Source organism: Olleya sp. 1-3 (genome assembly GCF_002836085.1).
Classification (GTDB): Bacteria; Bacteroidota; Bacteroidia; order Flavobacteriales; family Flavobacteriaceae; genus Olleya; species Olleya namhaensis.
Genome location: NZ_PJBW01000058.1, coordinates 437373 through 457756 on the forward strand (window position 1 = coordinate 437373; position 20384 = coordinate 457756).

The following is a 20384-nucleotide window of genomic DNA, read 5'->3' on the forward strand; positions in this document are numbered from 1 at the left end:
CAAAAACTAAAAATAAATTTAAAACTTAGAAATTATGAGACATTCAATTTTAATTATCGCAACAGTAGTATTAGGATTATTAAACGCTAATGCTAACACATTAAAACCAATTAGTAACTCAACAACATTTTTAGAAATTACTAACGATGACGTTATCCAAGTTTACGACTGGACAGTAACTACAACAAACGGAACATTTTCCGGGACTGCAACAACATTATTTGAAGCTAAAAAACGATCTAATATAGTAGGACAGACTGAAGTTGTTTTAGAACGAAAAATAACCAACTACTTTGTACTAAGAAGCGAATTACTTAAAAAAGATAGTCGTGTTTACTTTTGGGAAGTTAAAAGCGAAAAAGGATATGCTAAGGGATTTTCTACATCAGAATTTTCAGCTAAAAAAATGATTGATTTAGTAGCCAAAGGTGATATTGTATCCTACAAAATAATAGCAAACGGAAACACAAAATAAAAACCACTTAAAACAGGGTAACAAAACCATTACCCTGTTTATATAAAGCTGTAAAACAACTAAACTTTAAAATTATGAAACATTTAAAAACAATTTTAGGAACCTTTTTTATCACCACTTTATTTTTTACTAGTTGTGATCCTCAAGATGATAATGATGATTTTGACTCTCAAAACAACATTATTCCGGCTACTGCGCAAGAATTTAAAAATATTAGAACTAACGCCTTAGCTAATCACACACAAAATTTTCAATTTGATCCTAGCGATGGAAATATTACACTGACGTCTGCAAATGGTGTACAAATAAACATTAACGGAAACTGCTTAACATTAAACGGAAACCCAGTGACCGGACAAGTAGATTTAGAATACGTAGAGTTATTTGACAAAGGAAGCATGCTAACCACACACAAACCAACCATGGGCGAATTGCCAAATGGCGATAAAAGTGTATTAATATCAGGAGGTGAGTTTTTTATTGAAGCGACCCAAAACGGGATTCCATTAACTACCAATTGTGGTTTACAACTAGTAATACCGGCTAGTTTAACAGGCGGTGCAGATCCTTTAATGTCACTTTGGGAAGGTCAGATTGATGCAGAAGACAACCTAACTTGGGACGAAGTAGATAAACCAGCACAAGGTGCAGATGTTTTTGTAGAAGGAACTGAGTATTATGGCATACTTCAAGGTTTTGGATGGTCAAACGTAGATCGTTTTTACAGCGATTCTAGGCCAAAAACACAACTACTAGTTCAGGCACCAAACGGATATGATTTTTCTAATAGTGCTATTTATTTATCATACGACGGAGAAGAGTCTGGTTTAGCAGCTTTGGATACCTTTGATGACACTTTACAATTATTTAGCGAGCATTATGGACAAATCCCAATTGGATTAGAATGTCATGTTATTTTTGTGACTGAAGATAATGGGGTTTGGAGATACGCTATCAAACCAGTAACAATAGTAGATAACGGAACCATAGTGTTTACCTTATTAGAAACCACTACCGGTACTGAAGCTGCACTAACAGCATTAATAAATGGTTTACCATAACCATTAGCCTACTTAAATTTAAAAGTCAGAAATTAATTTTTCTGACTTTTTTACGTCCTAATCCTTTACCAAAACCCACCAATTATTTACTCAAACTCACCAATAATCGATTTATAAATAGGCATCTATAAATTAATCACTAAATTTATTCCGCTATTAAATCAATCTCAAACATGAAAACGCTTTTCTCCTTACTACTAACCTGCTCTGTCCTATTAGGTCATGCGCAGCAACAACCCGTAAATGACACCGTAACACCAATTGCCACAATAGAACATAAAATGGTTGGTAATCAAGTGCAATTTAATGCCAATGCACCCGCATTAGACCAAATAGCAGGTGCCCCAAAAGCTTTTTACACTAATTATTGGGAGTTTGGAGATGGTACGTACAGTAAGGAAAATACACCATCAAAAAGCTATAAAAAAGCAGGAGAATACGAAGTTAAACTTTGGGCCACTAATAATTACGACACCGGTAAACCACCAACCACACGACCAAAAAAGATTAAGGTAGATAATGCTGACAATACCATTAGCGAGCAAGCCTCTATGGATGATGGTATAGATTTGCAACGCAACAGAGAGCCTATCCCAGAAGAAGAAATAGTAGTAATATTTAAATACAAAAACAAAAAAGACTACGCGACCAATGGTAAACTAATGCTGTTTTATAATGAAACCGTTTACAACGATGCCAATTTTGAAATCACTGATACCAGAACATATCATGGCGAAACTAAACAAGACAACAAAGATTTTGTTTACACGTCTAAAACGGAAAACAATACTTATTACGCTTCCGCGGAAACTCAAAGCTTGCGTGCTTATTTTACACCTCAAGATTCTACCGAAAGACAAAACTTACCATTAACCCTAGCCGAAGCAAAAGCAAATTACAAGAACTCAAGTCAATTAAGCTTTAACAACATGCAACCTAATGAGGAGCGTAATGTATTTTACACATTAAAAACAACGCCCGAAATGCTAAAAGATACCAGTGCTATAATTTCTGTTAGAGGCGTTTATATTCCTGATAATAATTATGACAACCACAATGTAAAAGACATGGAAATGGAAATTGTGACATCTCATGACCCAAATAAAATGTCATCAAACTCGACTTTTTTAAACTACCGATTGGTACGATTTAAAAAACCGAAGTTTAAAATTAGATTTCAGAATAACGGAGAAGGTCCAGCGTCTACCATTAGACTAGAAACTGACATACCTGATATGTTTGACAAAGCATCTATTGAGGTCCTAGACATGTATCCAAAAGTCAAGATTTGCCCAAAACACAATGTGCAATACAGTTGTTTAGACACAACATACACTGCAAAGCAAGCCATTTTTACATTCAAAAACATTTATTTACCAGGTAGCGAGCAAAAAAATGTAAAAGTCTACGACTCCACAAAAGGCTTTGTTAAGTATCAGATTAAGTTTGGAAAGGATTTTCATAAACAAAAAACAAAATCTCGTACAGCCATAATTTTTGATAAAAACGATCCTATAATTACCAATTACTCGACAACTAGGTTTTTGCCAGGTATTTCAATTGGCGCTAAAGCCGGTTACAACTCGTTTTCAGATTTAGATAATTCTAAAAGTTATTTTGTTGGTGCTACAATATCACCTTACAAATCATATAAATGGTATTGGCAAGTCGAGCTTTTAAATAGTTTTCACACCTATAACGGACAATCAACCTTTACCAACACTTTAGATGAAGACACACCAGTTGGGTTCCCATATTGGGAACGCACAACAACGACAAAAGCATATGATAATATTGATTGGGAACTTCCTGTTCTTGCTAGATACAACATCAATAATTATATTGGTCTAGGCGCTGGATTACAAGGAATGTTATCTGTCAGCGAAAAAAGCGAAGTCACCGCAACTACCAGTTATTTTGAAGATGAAGCAGGTACATTTCCAGTCCCAAACTTAGATCCGACATCATCCTCTACATCAGAATCGTCATCATTTACCAATTTCAGAACAGGCTTTTTAGTGGAAGCCACTGCTGGTTTTGCAAGAATTGGGCCTAGCGTTGGCGCTCGTTATGTTTTCAATTTTAAAGAAAACTATAACTACATGCAGTTTTATGCCATTTGGAAGTTTTAAGTAACAGAAGCAAACCCTATTTAGCCTTTATTTTTTTTTATGAAACATAGCCTTATCATATTCTTTTTTTTAATCTTCGGAAGTTGTTTTTCGCAAGATTTAGAAGAAGCTATTTATGTTGCTACAGAAGCTTTTAATGCAAACCGAAATCCTGAAACATTTTCAAAATTATTAAATAAAGAAACCGATTTTAAACCGCAACTAAAAACAAAAGACCATTATTTTGCCTACTTGTTTTTATTAGTAAACAAAGCCAATCATTTAGACAATATCAATCAACAGACAAAAGCTATTGCAGCTTACGAAGCAGCTTTAGATGTTTATAACCAACAAGAGTTAAACAAAGTATATACCTATAACATTACAGAGTATTGCTTAAAACCATTAGGCATCCTTTATAATAAGGTAGGAGATTACACCAACGCAGAAAACACGATTAAACACTATCTTTTTCTTGCAGAAAAACAAAAAGACAACCCTAACAAAATTAGTGGTACTATAAATTTAGCACAACTATATTACACTATTGGTAAATTTGAGTCTGCAAATACTGTAGCTAAAAATGGATTAAACACTAACGGACTAACCGCTAGTCAAAAGCAAAAACTAATTCAAATAAATGTTAATTGTCAAATTGCCTTAAATCTTATATCAAGCACGGAAGATATTCCTACCAAAAACAATGTGGAGGCGTATAACCTGAACACGTTAGAAACAGATTACAATCTTGCTATCAAAACAAAAAAACACAAACAGGCGCTCCAACATTTAAATAAAATAATATCCAAAGCCTATAATAACACTACTAGCAGTAGAATGTTAGCAAAACTGCATGTCAAAAAAGCACAACTTCACTATAAATTAGATCAGTCTGAAGCGTCCTTAACAGAACTAAAAGGAGCATTAAAATTTTTGATTCCTAACCAAGATTATAATGGACTTCCAAAAAAGGAAACCTTATATCCAGAAAACACCTTTATAGATATTTTTGATTTACTTGCTGTATTACAACCCAATCATAACAATGCATTGGCTTGTTACGACTTAAGTTTTTATATTTCCAACTTGCTTACAAGTACCTTGACCTCTCAGGAAGCTAAACTTATTCATTTAAGCGCCAACAGAAAACGAAGTGAATCTTGTATAAATTTACTTTTTGATGCTTTTCAAACAACCTCTAATACAACCTACATTGAACTCGCCTTTAATTATGCAGAAAAAAACAAGGGAGCTATTTTAAAGGAAATGGTTGGCAAAAAAACACTACTAGAACGTTATCCTGAAGACAGCTTATTAATACAAGAAGGTTACTTTTTAAAACAACAAGCACGTTTAACCAACACATTGATAAAAGCACAGTATCAAAAAAACGGGGTACAAACAGACACTGTAAGCCAAGCGTTAACCATAGTAAGTAGGACCTTAAAACAGTTACAAGAAAATATTAACAATAAATATCCTGAGTCCAGAGATACTTCAGCATCAATCCAACAACTTCAAAGTAAATTAAAACAAGATAATGCCTTATTAGTTGAGTACTTTTATGGCGAAACAGATGTCTTTCAATTTATAATTTCTGATAAAACAGTAGCGCTTAATAAAATTAAAAAAGACTCCGTTTTTGATCAGTCTATAGCAAAGTATATCGACTATTATAATAATTCGTCTGCAATAAACAACAACATCCCAAATTTTACAGCAGACGCTTTTAACCTCTATCAATTATTACAGTTTGACACTACTTCAGTATCCAAAAATGTAATAATCATAACCGATGGTTTTTTAAACTTTATTCCTTTTGAAAGCTTATTAAGCCAAAAGACAAACACTACAAGTTATTCCAAAATGCCCTTTGTTGCTAACACCCAAACTTTAGCCTACAATACAAGTGCATTATTATATTTAAACACTTCTGATTTTAAATATACCGATAGTGTTTTGGGTGTCTTTCCTGTATTTGAAAACAGTAACGCCACACTAACTTACTCTTTAAACGAAGCCGAGAGCATAGATAAACAAACCAATGCTAAATTTTTAATGCATCAAGCCGCTACCAAAAACGATGCCTTACAACAAGCAAAAAATTACGGTGTTTTACATTTATCTACACACGCAAGCAGTGGTACATTTAACATTCCAGCAAACATTGATTTTATTGACCAAAAATTATTTTTAAACGATCTTTACAGCCTTGATTTAAACAATCAATTGGTTGTGTTAAGTGCGTGCGAAACCGGCATAGGGCGACTTACAAAAGGGGAAGGTAGCATGAATTTGGTTCGTGGGTTTCAATATGCGGGTATTGAAAACATCCTATTTTCATTATGGAAAATTAATGATTTATCGACGTCTAAATTAATGGCTTCATTTTACAAAAATTACAACACTACAAAGTCGCCTTTTGCAGCTAATCATTTATCAAAATTAGATTACTTAAATGACCCATCTATTTCAAATGTAAAAAAGTCACCATATTACTGGAGCGCCTTTATGTATTATGGCCATTTAACGCCGATCACACCAACTAGTAAAACAAAATATATCCTTTTTACTTTTATTGGTTTAGGTATTACTTTACTTTTATGGATTATAATACGTAGACGCAAAAATGGACAACACACTTAAAGACTTTTTATTTGCCAAAGACTATATTAGAGTTAAACTAAAACTAACTAAAACCAATCATTTTGAAATAAAAGCAACTATTAATGGTGTAAAAGGATTGTTTATTTTAGATACTGGTGCTTCCAATAGTTGTGTTGGTTTTGAAGCTGCTCAAAAATTTGAACTAAAAAAGGTAAAAGACTCTAAAATACTAGCTGCAGGAGCAGGTGCTACCAATATGGCAACTCAGGTTTCTAAAAATAATACTATTAAACTAGGACGTCTAAAAATATACAAATCGGCTTTAGTATTGTTTGATTTAAGTCATGTTAATACGGCATTAATAAACCACAACGCACAACCTGTTGACGGTATAATTGGAGCAGACATTTTAAAGAAGGTAAAAGGAATAATTGATTACGAAAAAAAATATTTGTACCTTAAAAAATTAGTATAAGCCTTTATTTTTATTTAATTTTATTGGTTACAAACAACCTCCCAAAAGAGCCTTTAATTTATGAGTGCAACTATTGTAATAGCAGATGACCACCCCTTAATGCTAAGAGGCCTTTCTGATTTTATTACTTCCAAAGGATTTGATATTATTGGTAGCGCCGAAGATGGTCAAACAGCTTACAATCTAATTGTTAAGCTAAAACCAGATTTAGCATTATTAGATATTAGAATGCCTAAAATGACAGGCTTAGAAGTTGCAGAAGCTTGTTTTAAAAACGAATTAGACACCAAAGTTATCCTGATAACCTTTGATAACGAGGAGCATTTATTTGATAAGGCTAGAACATGTAATGTTTACGGTTATATATTAAAAGAATTTGCTGTAGAAGAAATTGAAACCTGTATTGCTCATACCTTAAAAGGAGAACATTACTTTAGTCAAGAAATGGCGTCTTACCTTAATGCTAAGGTCACCTACTCTAGCTCTACCTTAACAGAACTTTTAACACCCACAGAGATTAAGGTGGTTAAGCTATTATCAGAGAAACTGACCTCAACAGAAATTGCAGAACAACTGATGTGTTCTCCAAGAACCATTGAGAAGCATAGGAGTAATATTGTGAAAAAATTAGATTTAAAAAAATCGCATAACGAGTTGATGCTATGGGCAAATATGAATAAAGACATAATAAACGACGCTACCATATAAGTCAAAACCCAATATAACACTAGCTTAAGATATATTAAAAGCCTTAAAACAACTTTATGTTTTAAGGCTTTTAATATTTATAAAACCAAATAAAAATACGTAGTTCTACGTATTTCACAGGTCATTTATATCTTATACCTTTACATTGCTATTAATCAATTTTGGGAGAATTGATAAAGCTCTAAAACGGATTTCTGTTTTGGAGCTTTTTTTTTGAAATCACCTCAAATTAAAATACGTAGTTCTACGTATTTCATAGGTTATATAAATAATTTACCTTTATAGTATTAGTAATCAATTTTGGGAAAATTGATAAAGCTCTAAAACGATCTTTTGTTTTGGAGCTTTTTTTATGACTAGATCTCAGATAAAAATACGTAGTTCTACGTATTTCACAGGTCGTATATATCCTCTACCTTTACATTGCTATTAATTAGTTCTTAGGGAGAATTATTTAAGGAAACTCTGTACTGTAATGGTGCAGAGTTTTTAAATTAAACACATAATATGGATTTAGAAAAAAGAACACAAGAGCAAAACCGCATAATTGCTGGATGTATTATTATATTAACCGTAGTAATAATAGCTTTTAATTTGTTTATCTATTTTGACAAATAAAAATCAATAACAACAAAAAGGGAGCAACAATGTTGCTCCCTTTTTTTATGTATTATAAGCAGTTATTAAAGCTCTAATGCTTTTTTAATGTCGTTACCCATAAGTAATTCTACTGGGTTCTCTAATGCTTCTTTAATCGCTACTAAAAAGCCTACACTTTCTTTACCATCAATTATTCTATGGTCATAAGATAATGCAACGTACATCATAGGATGTATTTCTACTTTCCCATCTACAGCTATTGGACGCTCGATAATATTATGCATTCCTAAAATACCACTTTGAGGTGGGTTTATAATTGGAGTAGATAACATACTACCAAAAACACCTCCATTGGTAATTGTAAAAGTACCACCAGTCATTTCGTCTACAGTAATCTGACCATCTCTAGCTCTAAGTGCTAAACGTTTAACTTCTGACTCTACACCTCTAAAGGTTAAGTTTTCAGCATTTCTAATTACTGGTACCATTAATCCTTTTGGTCCAGAAACAGCAATACTAATATCTACAAAATTGAATGTTTTCATTTCTTTACCATCAATCATAGAATTAACAGCAGGATACATTTGTAATGCTCGCACAACTGCTAATGAGAAAAATGACATAAACCCTAATCCAACACCATGTTTAGACTTAAACGTTTCTTTATATTCCTTTCTTAAAGCAAAAACAGGAGACATATTAACTTCGTTAAAAGTAGTTAACATTGCTGTCGTGTTTTTAGCTTCCACTAAACGCTCTGCTACTTTACGACGTAACATTGACATTTTAGAATTTGAAGAACTACGATCACCACCAGTTGGAGTTCCCATAGAAGGTACAGCATTTACTGCATCATCTTTAGTGATACGTCCATCTTTTCCTGTTCCAGAAATTCCGTTAGTATTCATTCCTTTTTCAGCCAAAATCTTTTTAGCTGCTGGACTTGCAGTACCTGAAGCGTAAGTATCTGCTTTTGTAGCTTCAACTTTAACTGCTTCTGCTTTTGGTGCTGCTTCAGCTTTTTTCTCTTCTTTTACTGGTGCGTCACCTTCTGGAGCTGCAGCACTAGTATCAATTAAACATACAACTTGACCAACCGCTACAGCATCTCCTTCTTCAGCTTTAAGCGTAATTATTCCGCTTGCTTCTGCAGGTAACTCTAACGTTGCTTTATCACTATCTACTTCAGCAATAGCTTGGTCTTTTTCTACATAATCACCATCTTGAACTAACCATTCTGCTATTTCAACTTCTGTGATAGATTCGCCTGGAGAAGGCACTTTCATTTCTAAAATCATCTTAATGTAACTTTATATTGTTGTGTTATCGTTTATTTTTTTGCTGAATTTAATTGAATAAATTCAAATTTATTATCGGTTCCAAGAAAGAAGTAAGCATTATAAACTCCTTTTTCAAAAGTAATAGTATAATTATTTCCTGTTCTAACAGTATCCTTATACTCTATTGTTTTAATTCTCCCTAAAGCATCCATACTTACCTCATCTTTAAAATAAGCTTTTGCTTTTTCTAGGGTTAAAACCTGTTTAAAATTATCGTCAAACATGTTAAAGATACTAGTCACATCGCCATTATTAAAATGGTTTTGAAAACTAGCAACTGCTTTTTTATAGTTATCCTTTTCTTGTGCAATCCCTATTGAGGACACTAAGAATACTAAAATTAAAAGTATTTTTTTCATGTTTCTATTTTATTGCTTAACGCTGATTATTTTTTGACTTGTCAAACACATAATCTATAACTTCTTTATGACGCTTTTTAGAACGAACAGAACTACCTGCTGCTGGCGCACCATAAGGACGTCTTGACGCTAACCTAAAGTTTCTAGCTTCGTCTAAATTCATTAACATATGCGAGTAAGCTCCCATGTTTCTTGGTTCTTCTTGAGCCCAAACTACATCATCTGCATTTTTAAATTTACTCAATACATTTTTAATAGCCTCTGTTGGTAATGGAAATATTTGTTCTATTCTTACTAATGCAACATCGTCACGGTTTAAATCTTCGCGTTCTTGATCTAAATCGTAATAAAATTTACCTGTTAAAAACACTAATGTTTTTACTTTATCTGCATCCACAGTTGTATCATCAATCAATGTTTGGAAACTTCCGTTTGCAAACTCATCTACTGTGCTAACACATTTTGGATGACGTAGTAAACTTTTTGGTGTAAACACGATTAATGGCTTACGGAAATTAAATTTCATTTGACGTCTTAACAAGTGAAAGAAGTTAGCTGGTGTTGTACAATCTGCAACAAACATATTGTCTTTTGCACACAACTGTAAATAACGTTCCATACGTGCTGAAGAGTGCTCTGCTCCTTGTCCTTCATAACCATGTGGTAATAACATGACTAATCCGTTTTGGGTTTTCCACTTATCTTCTCCTGCAGAAATATATTGATCAAGCATGATTTGTGCACCATTACTAAAATCTCCAAATTGTGCTTCCCAAATAGTTAATGTATTTGGACTTGCCATAGCGTATCCATAGTCAAAACCTACAACACCATACTCTGATAGTAATGAATTATAGATATGAAATTGACCTTGTTTATCACTAATATTATTAAGTAATAGTATTTCTTCTTCGCTATCCTCTACTTTTACTACTGCATGTCTATGAGAAAAAGTACCACGTTCTACATCTTGTCCAGACATACGCACGTTGTATCCCTCTTCTAATAATGACCCATAAGCTAAATGCTCTGCCATAGCCCAATCCAATCTGTTTTCGTCAAACATTTTTTGACGTTCATTAATTAGACGTTCTATTTTTCTGATAAACTTTTTGTCTTTTGGTAAGTTAGAAATCACTTTAGTAATTGCTGCTAACCTATCCGCAGATGTTGTTGTATCAATTGGTTTCATCATAACGGTTTCATCTACCTGAGTAAAATCCTTCCATTGTTCTTCCATAAACGGAGTAATAACCGTCTTATCTTCCTTACGAGAATCTTCTAACTTTTCTTCTAAGCTAGCTTTATAATCGCTTTCTAATTGCTTAACATGTCCTTTATCAATAATACCTTGCTCAATTAACTTGGCCGCATAGATATCTCTTGGGTTAGCATGTTTAGAAATTGCTTTATATAATTTTGGTTGCGTAAATCTAGGTTCGTCACCTTCATTATGTCCGTATTTTCTATATCCTAAAAGGTCAATAAATACGTCACGCTTAAAATTCATTCTAAAATCTAAAGCAAATAACATAGCGTGCACTACAGCTTCTGCATCGTCCGCATTAACGTGTAATACCGGTGATAAAGTTACTTTAGCAATGTCTGTACAATAAGTACTAGATCTAGCATCTAAATAGTTAGTTGTAAAACCTACTTGATTATTAACAACTACGTGAATTGTCCCATTAGTTTTATAACCATCTAACTGTGCCATTTGCACTACTTCGTAGACTAATCCTTGACCTGCTATTGCTGCATCTCCGTGGACCACTATTGGTAATACTTTACTAAAGTTATCGCTATAAAACTCATCTTGCTTTGCTCTAACTATACCTTCAACTACTGCTCCAACCGTCTCTAAATGCGATGGATTTGGTGCAATACTTAAGTTTATTTGTTTTCCGCTATCTGTTTTGCGGTTACTTGTCCACCCTAAGTGGTACTTTACATCACCATCAAAAACTTCTTGCTCGTAATCTTTTCCGTCAAACTCGCTAAAAATGTCTTTTGCAGATTTTCCAAAAATATTTGTTAAGGTACTTAAACGTCCTCTGTGCGCCATTCCCATTACAAACTCTTGGACACCAAGTTCTGCTGCTTTTTCAATTACTGCATCTAATCCTGGAATTAAAGATTCTCCTCCTTCCAGAGAAAAACGTTTTTGTCCTACATATTTAGTATGTAAAAAACTTTCAAAAGATACCGCTTCGTTTAATTTTTTAAGGATGTGCTTTTTTTGCGTTCCAGAAAAATTTGGCTGGTTATCGTTTATGTTAAGTTTACTCTGAATCCATTTAATTTCATCAGGTTTTCTAATATACATGTACTCTACACCAATAGCATCACAATAAATACTATTTAAGTGTTTTAGAATTTCTCTAAGTGTTTGTGCACCGATACCTAAAATATCTCCAGCGTTAAAGTTGGTATCTAAATCGGCATCAGACAACCCAAAATTCTCTAAAGCAAGTGTTGGCTCGTACTTACGACGATCTCTAACAGGATTTGTTTTAGTAAACAAATGCCCTCTGTTACGATAACCATCTATTAATTTAACTACTTGAAATTCTTTTTGAACATGCTCAGGCACAAGGGTCGAAACCGCTTCTGCTTGCTCTCCATCTAATCCGTAATTTTCCGATCCAAAGTCGTAACCTTGAAAAAAGGCTCTCCAACTAGGCTCTACAGAGTCAGGGTTTTGTAAGTATTGTTCGTATAAATCAGCAAAGTATGCTGTATGTGCTGCGTTTAAAAAGGAGTATTTATCCATTATTTTCTTTAAGACGTGTTCGCTTCAACAAAATTTTATCAAAAATACAACTTTTACTATATATAGAGATGGTTTTATTATATTTATAACATATCTAAAACACCAAAATTAATTATTATGAAAATAGAATCATTTAACAGTCCTAAAATTATCATATTATCAATATTATCTTGTTTTTTTATGACTTTTGCAAATGCGCAAGATAACTTACCACAAGAAAAAAGCGAATTTTGGAAAAATGTCCGTTTTGGAGGAGGATTAGGTTTAAGCACCGGAAGCAACTTTTTTAGTGCAACATTAGCACCAACTGCTATTTATCAATTTGATAACGCTTTTGCTTTAGGTGTTGGATTAAACGGAACTTACAATAAAAGTAAAAACGTTTACAAATCTACTATTTTAGGAGCTAGCATTCTTGGTTTATACAGTCCTATTAGAGACATACAATTGTCAGGTGAATTTGAACAAAATCATGTTAATAGAAATTTTGACAATCCTGCATTTGCTGATGACACGTATTGGGTACCTTCCTTATTTATTGGTGCTGGTTACACCACAAATAATGTAACTATTGGTGTACGTTACGATGTGCTTTTTGACGACTCTAAAAGCATATACGCTAACGCCTTGGTTCCATTTGTAAGAGTATTCTTTTAGTCGCCAAATAAACATCATAAACACCTAATAAACAGGCCTTTTTACACGATTGTAGAAAGGTTTTTTTTATGCCCAAATAGCTCTTGTTTTTAATTAAGACAAATTTATCCTAAATATGACTTATATCATATTTTAAGGTTTATTATGTCTGTATTTTTGTCCAATAAAACTAATATATTATGAAGACAACACTAAAATTAATGACTGTATTATTTATTACCATGCTAATTAGTTGTGGTGGTAAAGAAGAAAAGAAAAAAGAAGGCTTTTCTTATAAGAAAAAAGAACCTACGGAAAAAACAACTGCACCAAAAGCAGAAAAAACACCTCCATCTAAACAAGTAGACCTAACTAATAAAGGTATAGGACCAATAAAAACGGTAACACTAGCTGCAGAAGTAGACCAAACTATGGCAACACATGGCGCAGACGTTTATAAAAAAATGTGTACTGCTTGTCACAGAACAAACAAAAAATTTATTGGACCACCTCCAACAGGAATATTAGAGCGTCGTACTCCAGAATGGGTTATGAATATGATTTTAAATCCTGAACAAATGGTAAAAGAAGACCCTTTAGCTAAAGAATTATTAATGGAATTTAATGGTTCTCCTATGGCAAATCAAGGCCTTACTGAAAAAGAAGCAAGAGCGGTCCTAGAATATTTCAGAACACTTAAATAATCTATTATGAAATTAATTAAACAATTGCTTTTTGTTTTTGCTATCACGCTAACCTTAAACGCTTGTAAAAACGAAACTAACGGTACGAGTGAAACAACAACAGACCAAGAAACTAAAAGTGACAGTAAAGAAAGAACAGGGCAAGCCTTTATTAAAGATGCAGGAAGCACAACGGTTTTAAGCATAGCAATGGGCTCTAAAGACCACACCACTTTAGTTGCTGCTGTCCAAGCGGCACAATTAGAAAACGTGTTAGTTAATGCAGGGCCATTAATGGTATTTGCTCCAACTAACGCTGCTTTCGCAGCATTACCAGAAGGCACTGTAGAACATTTATTGAAGCCAGAAAATAAAGCGGCTTTAGCAAATATTTTAAAATACCATGTAACACCAGGAAACTACTCTAAAGATTTCTTAAAGAAGTTTAAAAAATTAGGACAAGCTAATAATGACTACGTAAAAGTAGAAGTAGTAGACGGAGAACCAATGATTGGAGGCGCTAAAATACTAGGTAGTGTCAAAGCCGGAAACGGAATAGTACACATCATAGATAAAGTTTTATTACCGCCAACAGAATAACTAAAACACTAACTAAAACAGTTTAAACGATGAAAAATATAATAACATCAAGTATTGCAATGCTAGTTATCCTAATAGGATTTACAAGTTGCAACAAAGGTAATAACTCAGGTGGTAAATCTGGAGCATTAGCTAGTAACGTAGCAGAACGCGTCTATGTTGCTCCCGGAGAGTACGACTCGCATTACGCCTTCTTATCAGGTGGATATAGTGGTAACGTAACAGTATACGGTTTACCTTCTGGTAGAATGTTTAAAGAAATCCCTGTCTTTTCTCAATTCCCAACCTCTGGTTACGGGTATTCTGAAGAAACAAAACCAATGTTAAACACCTCTCACGGATTTATCCCTTGGGGAGATGCGCATCATCCAGACATCTCTCAATCAAAAGGAGAATTAGATGGTCGTTGGCTATTTATAAATGAAAACAACACGCCACGTATTGCAAGACTTAGTCTTACCACATTTGAAACCGAAGAAATTATTGAAGTACCCAATAGTGCAGGTAACCACAGTTCTTCTTTTGTAACAGAAAACACAGAGTATGTTGTTGCAGGAACACGTTTTTCTGTACCAATTCCACAACGTGATATGCCTATTAAGGACTACAAAGGAAACTTTCAAGGGGCCTTATCTTTTATTAGCGTAGCACCAGATACAGGTAACATGGATATTAAATTCCAAATCCTAATGCCAGGTTTTAACTACGATTTATCACATCCTGGACGTGGAAAATCTCATGGTTGGTTTTTCTTTACAACCTACAATACTGAAGAGGCAAGCACACTTTTAGAGGTTAATGCGTCACAAAATGACAAAGATTTTATTGCAGCTATAAACTGGAAAAAGATTGAAGAATATGTAAATAATGGAGGAGGAACAATGATGCCTGCTAATTATGCACATAACGTATATGACGAGGAAACGCACACAGCGACATCTACTATGAAAAAAGAGGTTCGTGTTGTAAACCCAATTGATGTTCCTGGAGCTGTTTACTTTATTCCAACACCAAAATCACCTCACGGTTGTGATGTAGATCCTTCTGGAGAATACATTGTAGGTAATGGTAAACTATCTGCAAACTTAACAGTGCATTCTTTTACAAAAATGTTAGACGCTATTGAGAAAGAAAAATTTGCTGGAGAAGCTTACGGAATCCCAATATTAAACTTTGAAGATGTGTTAGCAGGCGTTGTGGAGCAACCAGGTTTAGGACCATTACACACTGAATTTGATGGAAAAGGATATGCTTATACAACATTCTTTATTTCTTCTGAAGTTGTAAAATGGAAAATAGGTACATGGGAAGTTATCGATAGAAAACCTACTTATTACTCTGTTGGTCACTTAACAATCCCTGGAGGAAACTCTGGAAAACCACAAGGTAAATACATGTTTGCCATGAATAAGATTACTAAAGATAGATATTTACCAACGGGTCCAGAGATGGAACACTCAGCACAGTTGTATGATATCTCTGGAGACAAAATGGAGCTATTATTAGATTTCCCAACGCATGGAGAGCCACATTATGCTGCTGCAATGGAAGCAAGTATTATAAAGGAGCAATCTCAAAAAATCTATAAGCTAGCAGATAACAAGCATCCATATGCTGCAAAATCTGATGCAGACACTAAGGTTGTTAGAGAAGGTAAAGAGGTACACATATACTTAACAACTATTAGAAGTCACTTCTCACCTGACAATATTGAAGGGATAAAAGTTGGAGATAAAGTATACTTCCACGTAACTAACTTAGAGCAAGATTTTGATGTCCCACACGGATTTGCGGTAATAGGACAAAATAATTCAGAGTTACTAGTAATGCCAGGACAAACAAAAACATCTGTTTGGGAACCTAAACAAGTTGGTGTATGGCCATTTTACTGTACAGATTTCTGCTCTGCATTACACCAAGAAATGCAAGGTTACATTAGGGTATCTGCAGCTGATTCAGACACACCAATTAAGTGGTCTCTAGGTGAAGATATCGAATAACTAATATTAAAAATTAGAGAAATTTTGTTTTAGTGTTTATTTCTCTAATTAAGGCGAGAGTTGAATTTTCGCTCTCGCCTTTCTTTTTTAAAACACTTTATTCTGCTTACACAGAAACTTCACTGATTACAACATTAAATACAACTTATCATGAAAAAGGCTAGCATTATAATGATTATAGGTTCATTACTGTTATTAGGGCTTTTTAAATTTCCGTTATGGAACATTATGCTTGGAGCACCTCAATATCCAGACCCATTAGGGATGAATATATATATTGATGGTATTAAAGGCGTATCAGAATTTGATTTACAAAACATTGACGGATTAAATCACTACATAGGTATGAAAACTATACCTAAAGCTGACGAAATGTGGGAGTTCTCCATGTTTCCAAAAGTAATATTTGGAATGGCACTTTTAGGTATTATAATTGGTGTTTTAGGATTTTTAGACAAAGTAAGCTACAAGTTTTTTTTAGGGTGGTTTATTTTAATGTCTGTCCTAGGTATATTGGGCATGTATGACTTTAATAACTGGCTAGTGGATTACGGTGGTAATCTAGATCCACACGCTATTATAAAAGTTACCAATCCTGATGGCTCACCAATGTCATATAAACCACCACTAATTGGTTTTAAAAAACTATTAAACTTTGATGTTACTTCTTTACCACATACAGGAGGATATCTAATGTTTGTAGGTATGTCCTTAACACTTGTTGCTTTTTGGTTAGGCCGAAAAACAAGTGGCAAGAAAACAACATAGTAATTTTATATTTTCAAAACACTAAAACAATGAAAACACTAAAACACTATTTACCAGTCTTATTACTTCTTATTTTTACAAGTTGTAATGTCTCTCCAAAAGCCATAGCATATGGCAGCGATGGTTGTCACTTTTGTAAAATGACCATCGTAGATAAAGTGCACGCTGCAGAGTTTGTTACCAAAAAAGGTAAAACATACAAATTTGATGCAACGGAGTGTATGGTTAATTATTTTGATGAATTTGATACTTCAGAAATAGAAATATACTTAACGAATCATTTCTCAGAACCAGAAGCTCTTATCGATGCTACACAAGCCACTTTTTTAATTAGTAAAAGTATTCCAAGCCCAATGGGCGCATTTTTGACTGCTTTTAAAAATAAGGCTGAAGCCGTAAAAATAAAAGCTGAGAAAGGCGGTGAGTTATATTCTTGGACACAAGTATTAGCGCATTTAAAAAACTAGGCACATGAAATATTCAAGCCTTATTTTGTTAGCCATATTTATGGTTAACACCGCTATTGCACAAACTATTGAAGTGTGTAAAACATGTCCTATTAGCAATGTGAAAAAAGCTATAAGTCAAGCAAAAGACTTTGATACTATTATTATAAAAAAAGGGACGTATAAAGAGCATGCTATTGTTATAGACAAACCACTGACTATTATTGGTAAAAACTACCCTGTAATTGATGGAGAATCTAAAGGTGAGATCATCACTATAAAAGCAGACAATGTTACAGTTGATGGATTATTTATAATAAATGTAGGTACAAGTTATACGGAAGATTATGCTGCTATTAGAGTAAGAAATAGCAAAAATTTCGTGATTCAGAATCTAGTTCTCGAAAAATTATTTTTTGGTATTTACATTGAAAAGTCAAGAGATGGTAAAGTGTATCATAACAAAATTATTGGTGATGCTGTTGAAGAGTACAATTCCGGAAACGGAATACAATTATGGTATAGTAAAAACATCCAAATTGAACATAATTATGTAGAGCATGTTAGAGATGGTATTTATTTAGAATTTTCTGACGGATGCCTTATCAAAAACAACACGAGCACCCTAAATGTACGTTATGGTTTACACTTTATGTTTTCTAACGATGACATCTACCAAGACAACACCTTTGAAAATAATGGTGCAGGTGTCGCTGTTATGTTTTCAAAGCGCATAAAAATGTACAATAATCTTTTTAAAGAAAACTGGGGAACAGCTTCTTACGGCATGCTATTAAAAGAAATAAATGATGCCGAAATCATAGGTAATACTTTTGAAGACAATACCATCGGAATCAACATAGAAGGCTCTAACCGTATTATTTATAAACACAATAATTTTTCAAATAACGGATGGGCCATCAAAGTAAAAGGGGCTTGTTATACTAATACATTTACGGAAAACAATTTTTTATACAACTCCTTTGACATTGCTTACAACAGTAATGTTAACGATAATGTTTTTGATAAAAATTACTGGAGTAATTACACCGGTTATGACTTAGACAAAAATGGTGTTGGAGACGTTCCTTACAGACCTGTAAAACTATTTTCTTACATCGTGAATCGCACACCAGAAACTATCATTCTACTGCGTAGCATGTTTATAGATATTATTGATTTTTCAGAAAAAGTGTCGCCAGTATTTACGCCTGACAACTTACTAGACAATAACCCACTAATAAAAAAAACAACATGGTAACCATTCAAAATTTACATAAAAAGTTCGGAAAAAACCAAGTATTAAGTGGTGTAGACTTGAGCATTAGTGAAGGCGGAATTTTTGCTGTCCTTGGACCAAATGGTTCAGGAAAAACAACATTGATTAAAGCCATTTTGGGCATGGTAATCCCTAATAAAGGTGACATTACAGTCCTTGGAGAAAACATTAAAAAAAATCCAGAATACAGACATAAAATTGACTATCTACCACAAATAGCAAACTTCCCCAGTAATTTAAAAGTAAAAGAATTAATCAAAATGATTAAGGATTTACGTAAACCAACTTCAGAAGACCAACGTCTGATAGATCTGTTTAAATTAGAACCTTTTTTAGATAAAAAACTAGGTAATTTATCTGGCGGAACAAAGCAAAAAGTTAATCTAGTATTAACGTTTATGTTTAATAGTCCATTAATTATTTTAGACGAACCCACTACTGGTTTAGATCCAATATCATTAATACGATTAAAAGATTTAATTAAAGCCGAAAAAGCCAAAGGAAAAACAATACTTATCACCTCACACATTATGAGTTTTGTTGAAGAAATATCAGATGAAATTGTATTTATCCTAGAAGGTAAAATATACTTTAAAGGCTCAATTTCAGAATTAAAAACCAAGACACAGCAGCCCGATTTTGAGCATGCAATTGCGTCTATATTAACCGATAATCATGCTTAAAATATTAAAATATAGTTTTTACGACTTAATGCGTAGTCGCTGGAGTTACGTCTACTTTGCATTTTATTTACTACTTGGTATTGTGTTATTGTTTTTAAATAACGACTTATCAAAAGCCGTCATTACATTAATGAATGTTATCATTGTTTTAGTACCACTAATTGGAACCATTTTTGGTGTTATGTATTACTATAACAATAAAGAATTTACGGAACTATTATTAGCACAACCATTAAAACGATCCTCCATTTTTATGGGACAATATTTAGGTGTTGCCCTATCGTTATCTATGAGTTTAATTTTAGGATTAGGGATTCCGTTTGTGTTTTACGGACTGTTTCAAAGTAGTGCTATCTGGGATTTTTCATTATTAATAATTACCGGTACATTTTTAACTCTAATTTTTACTGCATTAGCTTTTAATATTGCACTATCTAACGAGAACAAGATTAAAGGGTTTGGTTATGCTATTTTACTTTGGTTATTTCTAGCAGTAATTTACGATGGCTTATTTTTAATGACACTTATTATGTTTGAAGACTATCCTTTAGATAAACTATCACTAATAGGCACCATGTTAAATCCTATAGATTTATCAAGAACTTTAATACTTTTAAAACTAGACATCTCTGCTTTACTAGGCTATACTGGCGCAGTTTTCAAACAATTTTTCGGGACTAATGTGGGATTAATAGTGTCCTTTGTAATGCTTTCTGTTTGGGTTGTATTACCCGTTTCTAGAATTATATACAAATCTAAAAAGAAAGATTTCTAAGCCTC

The 20384-nt window shown here is 33.4% G+C and carries 18 protein-coding genes; 15 read left to right on the forward strand and 3 right to left on the reverse strand.

Features of this window, described 5'->3' with window-relative positions; translation table 11 throughout:
* The first annotated feature begins 34 nt into the window (after positions 1 to 34).
* From CXF54_RS15040 to CXF54_RS15065, 6 genes are all read left to right on the forward strand, one after another.
* Positions 35 to 475 (forward strand): hypothetical protein, encoded by a 441-nt coding sequence (locus CXF54_RS15040; RefSeq protein ID WP_101204123.1) that lies wholly within the window; start codon positions 35 to 37, stop codon positions 473 to 475.
* Positions 476 to 549: 74 nt separating this feature from the next.
* Positions 550 to 1536: a hypothetical protein gene (locus CXF54_RS15045; RefSeq protein ID WP_101204124.1), complete on the forward strand. Its 987-nt coding sequence runs from the start codon at positions 550 to 552 to the stop codon at positions 1534 to 1536.
* 173 nt (positions 1537 to 1709) lie between these two features.
* Entirely contained in the window at positions 1710 to 3668 is a 1959-nt protein-coding gene (locus tag CXF54_RS15050; protein ID WP_101204125.1) for a PKD domain-containing protein, read from the forward strand.
* Between the two features lie 39 nt (positions 3669 to 3707).
* The gene (locus CXF54_RS15055) at positions 3708 to 6293 is read left to right on the forward strand and encodes a CHAT domain-containing protein (RefSeq protein ID WP_101204126.1); all 2586 of its coding nucleotides are present in this window, start codon (positions 3708 to 3710) and stop codon (positions 6291 to 6293) included.
* Entirely contained in the window at positions 6277 to 6729 is a 453-nt protein-coding gene (locus CXF54_RS15060) for a retropepsin-like aspartic protease (protein WP_090838090.1), read from the forward strand. The genes CXF54_RS15055 and CXF54_RS15060 overlap by 17 nt, the downstream gene beginning before the upstream one ends.
* 60 nt (positions 6730 to 6789) lie before the next feature.
* Positions 6790 to 7437, forward strand: coding sequence for a response regulator (locus CXF54_RS15065; RefSeq protein ID WP_101204127.1), 648 nt, complete (start codon positions 6790 to 6792; stop codon positions 7435 to 7437).
* Positions 7438 to 8120: 683 nt separating this feature from the next.
* On the opposite strand, the gene odhB is transcribed toward CXF54_RS15065, so the two are convergent.
* From odhB to CXF54_RS15080, 3 genes are read right to left on the reverse strand one after another with little or no spacing between them, the layout of a single operon-like run.
* A complete protein-coding gene (gene odhB, locus CXF54_RS15070; protein ID WP_101204128.1) occupies positions 8121 to 9335 on the reverse strand; it encodes a 2-oxoglutarate dehydrogenase complex dihydrolipoyllysine-residue succinyltransferase in 1215 nt (404 codons plus the stop codon).
* A gap of 32 nt (positions 9336 to 9367) precedes the next feature.
* Entirely contained in the window at positions 9368 to 9736 is a 369-nt protein-coding gene (locus tag CXF54_RS15075) for a DUF3887 domain-containing protein (RefSeq protein ID WP_101204129.1), read from the reverse strand.
* Positions 9737 to 9752: 16 nt separating this feature from the next.
* Entirely contained in the window at positions 9753 to 12509 is a 2757-nt protein-coding gene (locus CXF54_RS15080; RefSeq protein WP_101204130.1) for a 2-oxoglutarate dehydrogenase E1 component, read from the reverse strand.
* Between the two features lie 117 nt (positions 12510 to 12626).
* On the opposite strand from CXF54_RS15080, the gene CXF54_RS15085 reads away from it, so the two are divergent.
* The 9 genes from CXF54_RS15085 to CXF54_RS15125 all read left to right on the forward strand — a co-directional run bounded on the left by CXF54_RS15085 (position 12627) and on the right by CXF54_RS15125 (position 20379).
* On the forward strand, positions 12627 to 13166 hold the full coding sequence (locus CXF54_RS15085; RefSeq protein ID WP_198551081.1) for an alpha-ketoglutarate decarboxylase: 540 nt from the start codon (positions 12627 to 12629) through the stop codon (positions 13164 to 13166).
* Between the two features lie 179 nt (positions 13167 to 13345).
* Positions 13346 to 13849, forward strand: a complete 504-nt coding sequence (locus CXF54_RS15090) for a c-type cytochrome (protein WP_101204131.1) — start codon at positions 13346 to 13348, stop codon at positions 13847 to 13849.
* A 6-nt stretch (positions 13850 to 13855) separates the two neighbouring features.
* Complete coding sequence (locus CXF54_RS15095; RefSeq protein WP_101204132.1) at positions 13856 to 14428, forward strand: fasciclin domain-containing protein; 573 nt, start codon at positions 13856 to 13858, stop codon at positions 14426 to 14428.
* Positions 14429 to 14457: 29 nt separating this feature from the next.
* A complete protein-coding gene (nosZ, locus tag CXF54_RS15100) occupies positions 14458 to 16428 on the forward strand; it encodes a Sec-dependent nitrous-oxide reductase (RefSeq protein ID WP_101204133.1) in 1971 nt (656 codons plus the stop codon).
* A 150-nt stretch (positions 16429 to 16578) separates the two neighbouring features.
* Complete coding sequence (locus tag CXF54_RS15105; RefSeq protein ID WP_101204134.1) at positions 16579 to 17196, forward strand: hypothetical protein; 618 nt, start codon at positions 16579 to 16581, stop codon at positions 17194 to 17196.
* Positions 17197 to 17225: 29 nt separating this feature from the next.
* The gene (locus tag CXF54_RS15110) at positions 17226 to 17663 is read left to right on the forward strand and encodes a nitrous oxide reductase accessory protein NosL (RefSeq protein ID WP_101204135.1); all 438 of its coding nucleotides are present in this window, start codon (positions 17226 to 17228) and stop codon (positions 17661 to 17663) included.
* 4 nt (positions 17664 to 17667) lie between these two features.
* Positions 17668 to 18903: a nitrous oxide reductase family maturation protein NosD gene (locus CXF54_RS15115; protein ID WP_232782624.1), complete on the forward strand. Its 1236-nt coding sequence runs from the start codon at positions 17668 to 17670 to the stop codon at positions 18901 to 18903.
* Positions 18897 to 19604 (forward strand): ABC transporter ATP-binding protein, encoded by a 708-nt coding sequence (locus CXF54_RS15120; RefSeq protein ID WP_101204137.1) that lies wholly within the window; start codon positions 18897 to 18899, stop codon positions 19602 to 19604. Before CXF54_RS15115 ends, CXF54_RS15120 begins: the two co-directional genes overlap by 7 nt.
* Positions 19597 to 20379, forward strand: a complete 783-nt coding sequence (locus tag CXF54_RS15125) for an ABC transporter permease (protein WP_090838117.1) — start codon at positions 19597 to 19599, stop codon at positions 20377 to 20379. Before CXF54_RS15120 ends, CXF54_RS15125 begins: the two co-directional genes overlap by 8 nt.
* Positions 20380 to 20384: the final 5 nt, after the last annotated feature.

Bases quoted from the DNA above. Each gene is read 5' to 3' on its own strand.
- CXF54_RS15060 (WP_090838090.1), top strand. From the start codon at position 6,277: ATGGACAACACACTTAAAGACTTTTTATTTGCCAAAGACTATATTAGA.
- CXF54_RS15110 (WP_101204135.1), top strand. From the start codon at position 17,226: ATGAAAACACTAAAACACTATTTACCAGTCTTATTACTTCTTATTTTT.
- CXF54_RS15040 (WP_101204123.1), top strand. From the start codon at position 35: ATGAGACATTCAATTTTAATTATCGCAACAGTAGTATTAGGATTATTA.
- CXF54_RS15105 (WP_101204134.1), top strand. From the start codon at position 16,579: ATGAAAAAGGCTAGCATTATAATGATTATAGGTTCATTACTGTTATTA.
- CXF54_RS15120 (WP_101204137.1), top strand. From the start codon at position 18,897: ATGGTAACCATTCAAAATTTACATAAAAAGTTCGGAAAAAACCAAGTA.
- CXF54_RS15050 (WP_101204125.1), top strand. From the start codon at position 1,710: ATGAAAACGCTTTTCTCCTTACTACTAACCTGCTCTGTCCTATTAGGT.
- CXF54_RS15075 (WP_101204129.1), bottom strand. From the start codon at position 9,736: ATGAAAAAAATACTTTTAATTTTAGTATTCTTAGTGTCCTCAATAGGG.
- CXF54_RS15085 (WP_198551081.1), top strand. From the start codon at position 12,627: ATGAAAATAGAATCATTTAACAGTCCTAAAATTATCATATTATCAATA.
- CXF54_RS15125 (WP_090838117.1), top strand. From the start codon at position 19,597: ATGCTTAAAATATTAAAATATAGTTTTTACGACTTAATGCGTAGTCGC.
- CXF54_RS15055 (WP_101204126.1), top strand. From the start codon at position 3,708: ATGAAACATAGCCTTATCATATTCTTTTTTTTAATCTTCGGAAGTTGT.
- CXF54_RS15095 (WP_101204132.1), top strand. From the start codon at position 13,856: ATGAAATTAATTAAACAATTGCTTTTTGTTTTTGCTATCACGCTAACC.
- CXF54_RS15080 (WP_101204130.1), bottom strand. From the start codon at position 12,509: ATGGATAAATACTCCTTTTTAAACGCAGCACATACAGCATACTTTGCT.
- nosZ (WP_101204133.1), top strand. From the start codon at position 14,458: ATGAAAAATATAATAACATCAAGTATTGCAATGCTAGTTATCCTAATA.
- CXF54_RS15065 (WP_101204127.1), top strand. From the start codon at position 6,790: ATGAGTGCAACTATTGTAATAGCAGATGACCACCCCTTAATGCTAAGA.
- CXF54_RS15045 (WP_101204124.1), top strand. From the start codon at position 550: ATGAAACATTTAAAAACAATTTTAGGAACCTTTTTTATCACCACTTTA.
- CXF54_RS15090 (WP_101204131.1), top strand. From the start codon at position 13,346: ATGAAGACAACACTAAAATTAATGACTGTATTATTTATTACCATGCTA.
- CXF54_RS15115 (WP_232782624.1), top strand. From the start codon at position 17,668: ATGAAATATTCAAGCCTTATTTTGTTAGCCATATTTATGGTTAACACC.
- odhB (WP_101204128.1), bottom strand. From the start codon at position 9,335: ATGATTTTAGAAATGAAAGTGCCTTCTCCAGGCGAATCTATCACAGAA.